Source organism: Methylophaga sp. F7, assembly GCF_056863975.1.
Genome location: NZ_CM166511.1, coordinates 739,017 through 751,674 on the forward strand (window position 1 = coordinate 739,017; position 12,658 = coordinate 751,674).

Consider the following 12,658-nt stretch of genomic DNA (forward strand, 5'->3'; position numbering starts at 1 on the left):
TTTAACTTTGCTCCGTCTCAGCTGTTGGTTTGGAAGGCTGCAATTGCCGTAGTCGCACAGTTCTGATGGCATTATCTGCGGTTTGAATCACCTCGATAATGTAATCATCAATACGCAAACTTACCCCGGGATCAGGAATGCTTTCCAGATGTTCCAGCACCAGGCCGTTGATCGTTTTAGGACCATCGGTTGGTAATAGCCAATCCAGTGTTCGATTCAATTCACGGATATTGGCTGAGCCATTAATCAGATAACTGCCATCACTTTGTGGATGAATTTCCTTTTCATCATCAATGGTATTGGCGGTAAACTCCCCCACAATCTCCCGAAAAATATCTTCTAATGTAATCAAACCCAGTAAATCGCCGTATTCATCCACTACAAGACCTGTGCGACGCAATTTACGCTGAAACTGAATCAGCTGAGTATTCAGAGGTGTGTCCTCTGGAACGAAATAAGCTTCTTTTACAATACTCTCAAAGGTTTGTTGATTCAGGTTGTCCTGAGTCATCAGATTTAATGCCTTGCGTACATGCAAGATACCAACAATGTTATCCATACTGTCGCGGTAGACTGGCAACCTGGTGTAACCACAATGTGAAAGCTGCTTTACAATTTCAGCAAATGGCTGATTGATGTCGATACCTTCAATTTCATTACGCGGCACCATTACATCGTTTACCGTAACCTGCTCCAGATCCAGAATGCTCATTAGCATATCTTTGTGGCGGTTTGGGATCATACTGCCTGCTTCCATCAGCGCCACCCTTAATTCTTCTATGTTAATAGCCGTAGACGTCGCATCTTCACGAGACACACCAAATAGGCTCAGCAATCGGTTAGTAATCGCACTGGTAAACCATACCAAGGGATACAAAAAGAATAATAATGGCTTTAATACAAAACTGGCAGGGTAAGCGACTCGCTCGGGGTGTAAGGCTGCAAGCGTTTTGGGGGTGACCTCAGCAAATAACAAGATGACCAACGTTAAGGTGAAGGTTGCTACCACAATACCGTTCTCACCCAGCAGTTTAATTCCAATGACGGTAGCAATAGCTGAGGCAAAAATATTCACAAAGTTATTGCCCAGCAGGATGAGGCCAATCAAACGGTCAGGTCTGGCTAGCAAACTGCTGGCAATCATTGCGCCGCGATGTCCTTGTTGAGCAAGATGTTTTAATCGATAGCGATTTAATGACATCAATGCTGTTTCGGAACTTGAAAAAAACGCCGACAACACTAATAGACAAAACAGAATTATAAACAGGCCAATTAAAGAAATATCTTCCATCAGTTAACTTTTAATCAAAAATTCAATAACAAGTTTGCTGCCAACATATGCCAGCAATAAAAAACCAAAACCGGATAAAGTCCATTTAACCGCTGTCTGGCTTCGCCAGCCATACTGTTTACGGCCCCATAGCAATCCTGCAAAAACCAGCCAGGCGATAATTGAAAAAACGGTTTTATGGGCCAGATGCTGAGCGACGAAATTATCAACAAACAGAAATCCAGTAATCAGACCCAACGTCAGTAAAATGAAGCCGGCATAAAGTAATTGAAATAATGTCTTTTCCATTGTCTGCAGTGGAGGCAGTTTACGGACCCAGCCGCCGGCATGTTTATTACGTAACTGTTTTTCCTGAATCGCCAGGATGATCGATTGCATAGCAGCAAGTGCCAGCAGAGCATATGCTGTAAGTGATAATAAAATATGCCATTCCAAAGCGGGATCACTAAGAGTTTGTTGGCTACTACCCGGAGCCTCGACCCTGAACATTAAACATAAGGCGACCAGTGGATATACTACAATTCCAGGATGGGCTACGGGAGATCGCAAACCGGCTAACATCGCGATAAATGCCATTAACCAGGCTGCGATAGATAACATGCTCATCAGACTGAGATCCCAGCCTTGAGCAAATTTCATGGTGAAATAAATATCTGCAGCATGAAATAACAGCGCTAAAGTGGTCAATATGCCTATCGGTAAGGCAAGTTTATTGGCGTTATGATCGCGTTTGACAAAGTCTCGGATCAAAATAACGCTGCTACTTAAATACAGTAGAAAGGCTAATGCGTTGGCAATGGCCATGAGGGGAGATCCTTAAGTTCCAATAATGATTATCCAGTTAAACCTTCAAGCTTAATCATAAACGGTAAACTGCTTCACCGGATATCATATCAGTTATAATGCAATATCTAGAGTCTGTTTAACTTTCATATGCTTCTGAAAATAAACAGACCCTATCCAAATAGTACTGATTTTTCAGTAACGAAACGATGCAGGATACATTATGTTTGACAGCCTAAGTGACAGACTCGCCGGCAGCCTCAAAAAATTACGTGGTCAGGGTCGAATCACCGAAGATAATATTAAAGAAACTTTACGTGAAGTGCGTATGGCTCTGCTTGAAGCCGACGTTGCTTTAGCGGTTGTTCGTGAATTTATTGATAGAGTAAAAGAACGGGCAATGGGACAGGATGTGATGCGCAGCCTCAGTCCTGGCCAGGTTTTCGTCAAAATAGTTAACGACGAACTGGTCGCCGTTATGGGCGATGAAGACAATAGTCTTAATCTGAATAGTCAGCCGCCGGTTGTTATTTTGATGGCAGGCTTACAAGGTGCCGGTAAAACAACCAGTGTGGCCAAACTGGCCCGTTTTCTGAAAGAAAGACAAAAAAATCGGTGATGGTCGCCAGTGCTGACGTTTATCGTCCAGCCGCGATTGAGCAGCTTAAAACGTTGGCAAGTGATGTTGAAGCCAAGTTTTTTCCCAGTGATGCCAGTCAGGATCCGGTAGCAATCGCTCAGGCTGCAGTGGCACAAGCAAAACTAGAATATGTTGATGTAGTCATTATTGATACGGCTGGTCGGCTGCACATTGATGACGACATGATGGGCGAAATTAAACGCATCCACGCAGCAATTAATCCAACTGAAACCTTATTTACAGTTGATAGCATGACTGGTCAGGATGCGGCAAATACCGCCAAGGCATTTAATGAAGCATTGCCACTGACCGGTGTGATTCTGACTAAAACCGATGGTGATGCACGAGGTGGTGCGGCCTTATCCATTCGGCATATCACCGGTAAGCCCATTAAATTTATGGGGGTCGGTGAAAAGACTACTGCGCTGGAAGTGTTTCATCCTGATCGTATTGTTTCGCGAATTTTGGGAATGGGCGACGTACTTTCTCTGGTCGAAGAAGCACAACGCAAAATTGATACCGACTCAGCTGAAAAACTCGCTAACAAACTCAAGAAAGGCAAAGGTTTTGACCTTGAAGATTTTCGCGATCAACTACAGCAAATGAGCAAAATGGGCGGCATTGGCACATTGATGGATAAGTTGCCTGGAATGGGACAAATTCCAGATGCCGTTAAAAATCAGGCCAATGATAAAGAACTGGTCAGAATGGAAGCGATGATCAATTCAATGACTCCGAAAGAGCGGCGTCGTCCTGAATTAATCAAAGGCTCCAGGAAAAAACGTATTGCAGCTGGCTCTGGCACACAGATCCAGGATGTTAACCGCCTACTGAAACAGTTCTCACAAATGCAGAAAATGATGAAGAAAATGGGACAGAAAGGTGGTATGGCTAAAATGATGCGCGGCCTTGGTGGAAAACTGCCAATGGGCGGCGGTGGCATGCCTTTTTAACACAATCGCATTTACAGCTTTGCAAACCTTGGATAAGTGCGTAAAATAACTCTATTTTTCCATCCAGATTTTCAACGGGTAGGTTTATGGTAACAATCAGAATGACACGCGGCGGCGCAAAAAAGCGTCCTTTTTACGGCATTGTCGTAACAGATTCACGTAGTAAACGTGATGGTCGTTACATCGAGCGTCTGGGGTTCTTTAACCCGATTGCTAAAGGCCAGGAAGAAGAGCTACGCATTGATTTAGAGCGCGTTAAACATTGGATCAGCCAAGGTGCACAAACCTCTGAGCGTGTTGCCCAGCTGATCAAGCAAGCACAAAAGTCTGCTTAATTTCTATCCGGGAGTCTCGTGATGGCTGATGCCAGCGAATACATCCCGGTAGGGAAAATATCAGGTGTTTTCGGCGTAAAGGGTTGGGTTAAAGTTTTTTCATATACCGACCCTCGCGACAACATTCTGGAATATAAACCGCTTTATGTGCATCGTCATGGAGATTGGATACCAATCGAAGTGAATGGTGGTCAGTTACAGGGTAAGGCGGTTGTGATGAGTCTGGAGAAGGTCACTGACCGAAATCAGGCCATGACATTGATTGGTTCAGAACTGGCGATAAAACGTTCACAATTGCTGGAAACTGATGAAGATGAGTTTTACTGGGCTGACTTGGTTGGCCTGACAGTTATTAATGCTGAAAATGAAAAACTGGGAATCGTTGATCATCTGTTAGAAACAGGTGCAAATGATGTTCTGGTGGTAAGTGGAACAGAGCCAGATACGGAGTATCTGATTCCGTTTGTTCTGGATCGAACTGTTTTAAAAGTTGATTTGGAAAACAAGCAGATTCAGGTCGATTGGCAAGCTGACTATCTTTGATGAACTAAAATGAAGCTGTCAGTAATCTCATTGTTTCCGGAGATGTTTGCGGCGATAACAGAATATGGTGTAACCGGCAGGGCGGTAAAACAGGGCAGATTAAGCCTGAGTTATTTAAACCCGCGAGAGTTTACAACCGACAAACATCAAACCGTGGATGACCGACCTTATGGTGGTGGTCCCGGAATGGTAATGAAAGTCAGTCCTTTGTTGGATGCGATTAAAACAGCAAAACAACAACTTGGTGATGATGTGAAAGTCATTTATTTATCACCACAGGGACAAAAGCTGAATCAGCACGCGTTAGGCGAAATGGCCAAACGTGGATCGATGATTTTGCTGGCCGGTCGCTACGAAGGTATTGATGAGCGACTGGTTGAACAGGAAATTGATGAGGAATGGTCGATAGGTGACTATGTCCTCAGTGGGGGTGAGCTGGCAGCCATGGTGATGATTGATGGTATTGCCCGTTTATTACCCGGGGTGTTGGGTGATGCCGAATCTGCTGAGCAGGATTCGTTTATGAGTGGTCTGCTGGACCATCCACATTACACCCGCCCGGAACAGTTAAATGGCCAGACAGTACCAGCCGTACTGTTAGGTGGAAATCATGAGGCAATACGTCAGTGGCGCCTCAAACAGTCCTTAGGACGAACATGGTTACGGCGACCTGATTTGTTGGAATCGATGACATTATCAACAGAACAGGCTGCTTTATTGGAAGAATTTATTGCCGAGCGCGGGCAGGATTAGTTGGGAGCAAACAATGAGTAACATTATCGATCAGCTTAACGCTGAACAATTAAGAACCGATATTCCGGATTTTTCTGCCGGTGACACAGTTGTTGTCAAGGTTCGTATTAAAGAAGGTGAGCGTGAACGTGAACAGGCTTTTGAAGGCGTTGTTATCGCTAAACGTAACCGTGGTTTGCATTCAGCTTTCACTGTTCGCAAAATCTCTAACGGTGTTGGTGTTGAGCGTGTTTTCCAGGCTCACAGCCCAACCATCGCCAGTGTTGAATTGAAACGCCGTGGTGACGTTCGCCGTGCGAAACTTTACTACTTGCGTGATTTGACTGGTAAAGCGGCACGTATTAAAGAAAAATTGTAATTCAGCGGATCGATTGATCCGTTATTACAGAAAAAGGGACAAAGTTGATTTTCAGCTTTGTCCTTTTTTTATGCGGTTAAATCGACATGCACTATAGTCAAACTGAAGCAATTCAATGAAACAAGCTGTTGATAAACACGAACGTCATTTACAGAGTTTTCTTGATTCTTTATGGCTTGAATCAGGGCTTAGCGATAATACAGTAACGGCCTATCAACATGATTTAGTGGCTTTTGCCAGTTGGTTGCAGCCGTTTGATGTGACATTGGCCAATGCGCAACGTGAACATATTCAGCGCTATCTTCAGCAACGAATGCGAGAGGGTAAAAAGGTACGCAGCGATGCACGCCTGTTATCCAGCCTTCGCCGTTTTTACCGCTATTTATGTCGTGAAGCCATTCGTGATTCAGATCCTACCGCAATGCTTGAGTCTCCGAGATTGGGTAAATCATTGCCGGGAAGCTTGTCAGAAGAAGATGTTATCAATCTGTTAGCGCAACCAGATACTGAGACAGCCTTGGGTATGCGCGACAGAACGATGTTGGAAGTACTTTATGCCACTGGCTTACGGGTATCTGAACTGGTGGCTTTAACCTTTGAACAACTCAATATGCGTCAGGGCTTAATACGCTGCATTGGTAAAGGCAATAAGGAAAGATTGGTCCCTTTAGGCGAAACGGCATTGGACTGGTTGCAATTGTATTTGCTTGAAAGTCGACCTCAGTTATTACAAGGTCAAGTGACGGATGATTTATTTCCAACCCGGCGGGGACATTCAATGACCCGACAGGCATTCTGGTACATTATCAAACGTTACGCCAAACTGGCGCTTATTGATAAGCCGCTTTCACCACACACGTTACGACATGCTTTCGCCACCCATTTGCTGAATCATGGAGCAGATTTACGAGTGGTTCAGCTTTTACTTGGCCATGCTGATTTATCCACTACCCAAATTTATACCCATGTTGCCAAAGCCAGACTCCAGCAAATGCATAATCAGCATCATCCACGTGGTTGATTTTCCGCTGCCATGAAAGCTGATGGTAAACTGTCCGGCTAAAATTTAATTTGATTGGGAGAAGCTAGATGCCCTCATTTGATATTGTTTCTGAAGTAGACAAGCATGAACTGACCAATGCGGTTGATCAGGCAAACCGTGAACTGGATAATCGCTTTGATTTCCGCGGAACCGATGCCAAAGTCGAGCAGTCAGACAAAACACTGACCATGTTTGCCAACAGTGATTTTCAATTAGATCAGTTGCTCGATATTCTTAGAATGAAACTGGTGAAACGTGGTATTGATATCAGTTGTCTTGAACTTAAGGATCCTGTGGGTTATGGCAAGATGCGAAAGCAGGATGTGCTGGTTCGTGAAGGCATCGAAAAAGATCTATCACGCACCATCGTCAAACTGATTAAAGAAAGCAAAATTAAAGTTCAGGCAGCAGTACAGGGCGATAGTGTCAGAGTAACCGGCAAAAAACGTGATGATTTGCAACAGGTTATGGCACTGTTGAAAAGTCATGATTCGATTGATATGCCGTTGCAATTCAATAATTTTCGAGATTAAGAGAACCAATAAATGAATTTAAGCCGATTGGTATGGTTGCCGTTATTGCTTTGCATGAGTCTGGCGCATGCAGATGAGATGACAGAACTCAAAGCTGAACTTAATAAACAATTACCTGATATGCAATTGCAATCACTATCACCAGTTGGCAAAAGTGGTTTATATGAAGCAGTCATTGATGATCGTATTTATTACTTCACAGCAGATGGTCAATTTTTGATTCAAGGTGATTTACTGGCGTTGGAAACGCGTGAAAACATTACAGAAGCACGGCGTATTGAAGTGAAAAAGGCTTTACTGGATCGTGTAGATGAAGATGATCTGATTATTTTTGCCGCCAAAAAGCCGGACTACACTGTTACCGTATTTACCGATGTTGATTGTGGCTATTGCCGTGAGTTGCATCGTCAGGTCAAAGACTACAATGATTTGGGAATCACCATTCGTTATATGGCTTATCCTCGGGCGGGGGCAGAATCCGAATCAGCTAATAAATTAATTGAAGTCTGGTGTGCCAAGGATCAGCAGAAAGCCATGACGGATGCAAAAGCCCAGCGCGAAGTGAAAAAAACATCTCTCTGTGAAAACAATCCTGTCGCCGAGCAGTTTGAAATTGGTAGCAAGTTGGGAGTGCGTGGTACGCCGGCAATCTTCCTTGAAGATGGTCAGATGTTACCCGGATATGTGCCACCGCAGAAATTGCGTGAAATTCTGGATGAATATCTCGGCTAATTGAGTGAGAGTATAGATTGCCCCTCAGACAAACGTTTATCGACTAAGCGTATTTTCTCAGGGGTAATTTCAATATAACTCGCATCAGGTTGCCAATCCCCTAATACGATTCGATAGTTTGAATTATTTTGCGAAGATTGCAGTGTATGAATAGCGGGACGGTGAGTGTGACCGTGCAGCAGTAGAGTCGCATTGTATTGCTGCATTACCTGTCTGACAGATGCAGGATTAACATCCATTATCTGAGCTTGTTTGTACTGCTTCTGCTGTTTGCTTTTGACTTTGATTTTATCGGAAATTCCTTGGCGAACCTTTAAGGGCATTGCCAGGAATAGTTTTTGTAACCAGCGGTTACGCACCACTTTTCGGTAACGTTGATAACTCACATCATCAGTGCACAAACTGTCCCCATGCATTAATAATATTTTATGTCCGTATACATCAATCATGACCGGATCATCCAGTAAGGTACCTCCAACCCGTTGGGCAAAATCTTTACCCAGCATAAAATCCCGATTGCCAACCATCAGATAAATTTTGCTGCCTTGTTGCTGAAGATTTTGTAATGCCTGAATAAACGGATCAAACTCAGTCGGGACTAAATCATCTCCCAACCAGGTATTAAAAATATCTCCAACTATATAAAACGCATCGACATTAACCTGCTGGGCAACAAAATCAGTGGCCAGCCGGATAAGCTCCGGCTGGTCAGGACTAAGATGCAAATCTGAAATAAACAGGGTTTTCATTAAATTGGATGGATCAATTATTCGACCACAATCGCTTTTTCAATGACTACAGCTTCTGCAGGAACATCCTGATGACCACCACGCATAGTAGTTTTTACTTTGCGAATTGCATCGACCACATCCATACCTTCAATGACTTCACCAAATACGGCATAACCCCAATCCTGCATGGTTTTATCGCGATGATCCAGAAAGTCATTATCTTTGGTATTAATAAAAAACTGGGCCGTAGCAGAATGTGGATCACCTGTCCGCGCCATCGAGACAGTGCCCTTTTTATTGCTTAAGCCGTTATCGGCTTCATTTTGGATGGACGCTTCGGTTTTTTTCTGTTTGAAGGATTCATCAAATCCACCACCCTGAATCATAAAATTTTCAATGACACGATGGAAAATAGTGCCATCGTAAAAACCGGATTCAACATATTGAATAAAGTTTTTAACGGTTTCCGGTGCTTTATCAGCATTCAGTGCGATAACAATATCGCCATGATTAGTGCTGAGTTTCACTTTGGGTTGTGCGCCGCCGCCTTCCGCGTGGGCAGCCAGCGAAAACGAAGCAAAAAACAGGGGGGCCAGATGGCGATAGAGTAATTTCATGGTAGCTTGTCCAAAAATTGCAAAAACCATCATGATAGAGCATCAAAGCAATTCAGGTGAAGACAATTAAAGACCTTTTCAGATCCAACATACCTAAACAGCACTGTCACCCGACGCTGCTGACAGCGTATAATGCGCGTTCACATTTAACTGTAAACATTCACTATGTCAGAATCTGCTGCCAATCATAATTTTATACGTCCCATTATTCAGGAAGATATTGATTCTGGCAGGGTCGCCGGAAAAGTCGTTACTCGCTTTCCCCCTGAGCCCAATGGATACTTGCATATTGGTCATGCCAAGTCTATTTGCCTGAACTTCGGTTTGGCTGAGGAATTCGGCGGTGATTGTCATTTACGCTTTGATGATACTAATCCAGCCAAAGAAGAGCAGGAATACATTGAAGCCATCATGGAAGATGTCCAGTGGCTGGGCTTTAAGTGGGCGGGTGACGTACGTTATGCATCAAGCTATTTTGAGCAGTTTTATGATTGGGCTGTCCATCTGATCAAGCAAGGCAAAGCCTATGTTTGTGATCTCACCGCTGAACAAGCTAGTGAATACCGTGGCTGGGCGACCAAGCCGGGTAAAGAATCGCCATTTCGTGATCGCAGCGTAGAAGAAAATCTCACTTTATTTGAAAAAATGCGGCAAGGCGATTTTGCTGAAGGTTTTTGTGTGTTGCGCGCAAAAATCGATATGGCTTCGCCCAATATGAACCTGCGTGATCCGATTCTTTATCGTATTCGCAAGAAATCGCACCATCAAACCGGTGACAAATGGTGTATTTATCCCAGTTATGATTTTGCCCACGGGCAAGGCGATGCAATTGAAGGCGTCACCCACAGTATCTGTACGCTGGAATTTCAGGACCATCGTCCGTTGTATGAGTGGTTTATTGCAAATCTGCCCGTTCCTTCAAAACCAAAGCAGTATGAGTTTGGCCGTCTCAATCTGAACTATACGGTGACCAGTAAGCGCAATTTAAAACAACTGGTCGATGAGCAAATAGTTGCTGGCTGGAATGATCCCAGAATGCCAACCATTTCAGGTATGAGACGGCGCGGTTATTCGGCTGCGGCGTTGCGCGCTTTTTGTGACGATCTGGCCGTGGCCAAAACAGATGGTATTGTTGATATTGCCCAGCTGGAATTTGAGATCCGCAAAGATTTAAATGAAAACGCAGCACGTGCCATGTGTGTTTTGACTCCTCTGAAGGTGACCATCTCTAATGCTGCTGAAAGCGTTGAATGGCTGGAAGTCGCGAACCATCCGCAACAGGAAGCCATGGGACAGCGTGCATTGCCGTTCACCAAAGAAATTTTTATTGATGCCAGCGACTTTACCGAAGACACCAGTTTGAGCCGGAAAAAGTTCAAGCGTCTGGTGATTGGTGATTATGTGCGGTTACGTGGTGCTTATGTCATTAAGGCTGATGATGTTATCAAGGATGATAACGGTGAAATCATTGAAGTGATTGCCTCATTAGTGCCCGATACTGTCGGCCAAAATCCGCCCCCTGAGATGAAACCACGTGGCGTGATTCACTGGGTTTCAGCCACAGAAGGCAAAGAAGTCGAGTTGCGTTTATACGACAGATTGTTTTTGGCGGAAGCACCCGGAAAAGCAACGGGTAACTATCTTGATGATGTGAACCCCGATTCGTTAAAGGTCATTAAAGCAATTGCCGAACCGGCCATTGTGAATTGTGAACCGGAAACTGTTTTCCAGTTTGAACGAGAAGGCTATTTTGTCAGTGATCGTTATGATCACACCGCTGATACGCCGGTATTCAATCTGACCATTGGCTTAAAAGATACTTCAGATAAATAAAAAATGTTAAAACTTCACAATACTTTATCCAAGCAGAAAGAAGTCTTTAAACCGATAGAGCCAGGCAAAGTTAAAATGTATGTCTGCGGCATGACGGTTTACGATCTCTGTCATGTCGGTCATGCGCGGGTGATGGTGGTGTTTGATGTAGTGACGCGTTACCTGCGGGCCAGTGGCTATGACGTGACCTACATCCGTAATATCACCGATATAGATGACAAGATCATTAAACGGGCAGCGGAAAACGGCGAAACAATTCAGACGTTGACCGATCGCTATATCAATGAAATGCATGCTGATGCAGATGCTTTAGGTGTACTAAGACCAGATCTTGAGCCTCGTGCCACCGAAGCTATGCAGCCTATGCTCAATATGATTCAGACTTTGATCGATAAAGGCCTGGCCTATGCCGCTGATAACGGCGATGTCTATTATGATGTCAGTGAATTTGCTGATTACGGCAAACTGTCTGGTCGACAGATAGATGATTTACGCGCGGGCGAACGAATCGCTGTAAATGAAGCCAAAACCGATCCACTGGATTTTGTTTTATGGAAAGCTGCAAAACCTGAAGAACCAGCATGGGATTCGCCATGGGGGCCGGGTCGTCCGGGCTGGCATATTGAATGTTCAGCTATGTCAGCTGAATGCCTGGGTCATCATTTTGATATTCATGGCGGTGGACAGGATCTGCAGTTTCCACATCATGAAAATGAAATCGCTCAATCTGAAGGCGCACATGGTTGCCAGAGTGTGAACTACTGGATGCACAATGGCTTTGTCCGGATTGATGATGAAAAGATGTCCAAATCCTTGGGTAATTTCTTTACTGTGCGTGAGGTATTGGCGAAATATCCAGCAGAAGCAGTACGTTATTTCATCTTAATGAGTCATTACCGTAGTCCTTTGAATTATGCAGAAGATCAGCTGGAGCAGGCTAAAACAGCCTTAACCAGGTTTTATCATTCTTTGCGCGATGTCACAGCTGAAACCGTTAACTGGCAGGATGATTTAGAGTTTGCCCCACGTTTTCGTGAAGCGATGGATGATGACTTTAATACGGCGCTGGCATTATCTGTTCTGGCAGATGTGCGTCAGGCGTTAAACATAGCCCGTGAAGAAAATGATGAGAAAAAATCAGCTTATCTGGCTGGGTTATTATTAGCATTTGGCGATGTGCTTGGATTATTCCAGCAATCTGCAGAGGCCTTCCTGACCGGTGGCCAACAAGATGAAACCGGTAAAATCGAACAGTTGATTGCTGACAGAAATGCAGCTCGTGCGGCAAAAGATTGGGGCCGCGCAGATCAAGTTCGTGATGAGCTGACGGCGATGGGAATTGTGCTGGAAGATTCAGCAGGCAAAACCAGTTGGCGGAAAATTTAATATTTGTCTCAGCTGCCTGCTAATGGTGGTTAAGACAATTTAATTTATGGCAGTTTTCTCCTGATCTAAATCAACAATAGCTTCAGTAATCTTCTTCCCGGCTATACAAAGCGTTTTAGTGTGGGCAT

13 protein-coding genes and 1 pseudogene are annotated in these 12,658 nt (G+C 44.2%); 10 read left to right on the plus strand and 4 right to left on the minus strand.

The window, feature by feature from the left end; genetic code table 11:
* Position 1 precedes the first annotated feature (1 nt).
* Both AC08OG_RS03805 and AC08OG_RS03810 read right to left on the minus strand, forming a co-directional pair.
* The gene (locus tag AC08OG_RS03805) at positions 2-1,294 is read right to left on the minus strand and encodes an HlyC/CorC family transporter (protein ID WP_292358136.1); all 1,293 of its coding nucleotides are present in this window, start codon (positions 1,292-1,294) and stop codon (positions 2-4) included.
* A complete protein-coding gene (locus AC08OG_RS03810; protein ID WP_292357907.1) occupies positions 1,295-2,095 on the minus strand; it encodes a cytochrome C assembly family protein in 801 nt (266 codons plus the stop codon). It lies immediately after the preceding gene.
* 202 nt (positions 2,096-2,297) lie between these two features.
* Here AC08OG_RS03810 and ffh point away from each other — a divergent pair.
* The 8 genes and pseudogenes from ffh (at position 2,298) to AC08OG_RS03850 (ending at position 7,963) form a co-directional block, all read left to right on the plus strand.
* Positions 2,298-3,667 (plus strand): annotated as a pseudogene (ffh, locus tag AC08OG_RS03815) (signal recognition particle protein).
* A gap of 86 nt (positions 3,668-3,753) precedes the next feature.
* Positions 3,754-4,002 carry a 30S ribosomal protein S16 gene (rpsP, locus tag AC08OG_RS03820; RefSeq protein ID WP_292357911.1) on the plus strand — a complete coding sequence of 83 codons (249 nt, stop codon included), beginning with the start codon at positions 3,754-3,756 and terminating at the stop codon, positions 4,000-4,002.
* 21 nt (positions 4,003-4,023) lie between these two features.
* Positions 4,024-4,545 carry a ribosome maturation factor RimM gene (gene rimM / locus AC08OG_RS03825; RefSeq protein ID WP_104934432.1) on the plus strand — a complete coding sequence of 174 codons (522 nt, stop codon included), beginning with the start codon at positions 4,024-4,026 and terminating at the stop codon, positions 4,543-4,545.
* Between the two features lie 9 nt (positions 4,546-4,554).
* Positions 4,555-5,298, plus strand: coding sequence for a tRNA (guanosine(37)-N1)-methyltransferase TrmD (gene trmD / locus AC08OG_RS03830; protein ID WP_292357915.1), 744 nt, complete (start codon positions 4,555-4,557; stop codon positions 5,296-5,298).
* A gap of 13 nt (positions 5,299-5,311) precedes the next feature.
* Positions 5,312-5,656 carry a 50S ribosomal protein L19 gene (rplS, locus tag AC08OG_RS03835; protein ID WP_292357917.1) on the plus strand — a complete coding sequence of 115 codons (345 nt, stop codon included), beginning with the start codon at positions 5,312-5,314 and terminating at the stop codon, positions 5,654-5,656.
* 115 nt (positions 5,657-5,771) lie between these two features.
* Positions 5,772-6,677: a site-specific tyrosine recombinase XerD gene (xerD, locus tag AC08OG_RS03840; protein WP_292357919.1), complete on the plus strand. Its 906-nt coding sequence runs from the start codon at positions 5,772-5,774 to the stop codon at positions 6,675-6,677.
* Between the two features lie 68 nt (positions 6,678-6,745).
* Positions 6,746-7,231, plus strand: coding sequence for a YajQ family cyclic di-GMP-binding protein (locus tag AC08OG_RS03845; protein WP_014706277.1), 486 nt, complete (start codon positions 6,746-6,748; stop codon positions 7,229-7,231).
* Positions 7,232-7,243: 12 nt separating this feature from the next.
* Entirely contained in the window at positions 7,244-7,963 is a 720-nt protein-coding gene (locus AC08OG_RS03850) for a thioredoxin fold domain-containing protein (protein ID WP_292357922.1), read from the plus strand.
* Here the strand turns inward: AC08OG_RS03850 and AC08OG_RS03855 are convergent.
* Positions 7,960-8,712, minus strand: a complete 753-nt coding sequence (locus tag AC08OG_RS03855) for a UDP-2,3-diacylglucosamine diphosphatase (RefSeq protein WP_292357924.1) — start codon at positions 8,710-8,712, stop codon at positions 7,960-7,962. The genes AC08OG_RS03850 and AC08OG_RS03855 overlap by 4 nt on opposite strands.
* Positions 8,713-8,729: 17 nt before the next feature.
* Positions 8,730-9,311: a peptidylprolyl isomerase gene (locus AC08OG_RS03860; protein WP_292357925.1), complete on the minus strand. Its 582-nt coding sequence runs from the start codon at positions 9,309-9,311 to the stop codon at positions 8,730-8,732.
* Positions 9,312-9,476: 165 nt separating this feature from the next.
* Here AC08OG_RS03860 and AC08OG_RS03865 point away from each other — a divergent pair, with 165 nt between their 5' ends.
* Together AC08OG_RS03865 and cysS are read left to right on the plus strand one after the other, a co-directional pair.
* Entirely contained in the window at positions 9,477-11,144 is a 1,668-nt protein-coding gene (locus AC08OG_RS03865; RefSeq protein ID WP_292357927.1) for a glutamine--tRNA ligase/YqeY domain fusion protein, read from the plus strand.
* 3 nt (positions 11,145-11,147) lie between these two features.
* A complete protein-coding gene (gene cysS / locus AC08OG_RS03870; protein ID WP_292357929.1) occupies positions 11,148-12,530 on the plus strand; it encodes a cysteine--tRNA ligase in 1,383 nt (460 codons plus the stop codon).
* Positions 12,531-12,658 lie beyond the last annotated feature (128 nt).

Excerpts from the sequence above, each read along its gene's own strand:
- trmD (WP_292357915.1), top strand. The coding sequence starts at position 4,555 with ATGAAGCTGTCAGTAATCTCATTGTTTCCGGAGATGTTTGCGGCGATA.
- cysS (WP_292357929.1), top strand. The coding sequence starts at position 11,148 with ATGTTAAAACTTCACAATACTTTATCCAAGCAGAAAGAAGTCTTTAAA.
- rpsP (WP_292357911.1), top strand. The coding sequence starts at position 3,754 with ATGGTAACAATCAGAATGACACGCGGCGGCGCAAAAAAGCGTCCTTTT.
- AC08OG_RS03855 (WP_292357924.1), bottom strand. The coding sequence starts at position 8,712 with ATGAAAACCCTGTTTATTTCAGATTTGCATCTTAGTCCTGACCAGCCG.
- AC08OG_RS03860 (WP_292357925.1), bottom strand. The coding sequence starts at position 9,311 with ATGAAATTACTCTATCGCCATCTGGCCCCCCTGTTTTTTGCTTCGTTT.
- AC08OG_RS03850 (WP_292357922.1), top strand. The coding sequence starts at position 7,244 with ATGAATTTAAGCCGATTGGTATGGTTGCCGTTATTGCTTTGCATGAGT.
- AC08OG_RS03845 (WP_014706277.1), top strand. The coding sequence starts at position 6,746 with ATGCCCTCATTTGATATTGTTTCTGAAGTAGACAAGCATGAACTGACC.
- xerD (WP_292357919.1), top strand. The coding sequence starts at position 5,772 with ATGAAACAAGCTGTTGATAAACACGAACGTCATTTACAGAGTTTTCTT.
- AC08OG_RS03810 (WP_292357907.1), bottom strand. The coding sequence starts at position 2,095 with ATGGCCATTGCCAACGCATTAGCCTTTCTACTGTATTTAAGTAGCAGC.
- rplS (WP_292357917.1), top strand. The coding sequence starts at position 5,312 with ATGAGTAACATTATCGATCAGCTTAACGCTGAACAATTAAGAACCGAT.
- AC08OG_RS03865 (WP_292357927.1), top strand. The coding sequence starts at position 9,477 with ATGTCAGAATCTGCTGCCAATCATAATTTTATACGTCCCATTATTCAG.
- rimM (WP_104934432.1), top strand. The coding sequence starts at position 4,024 with ATGGCTGATGCCAGCGAATACATCCCGGTAGGGAAAATATCAGGTGTT.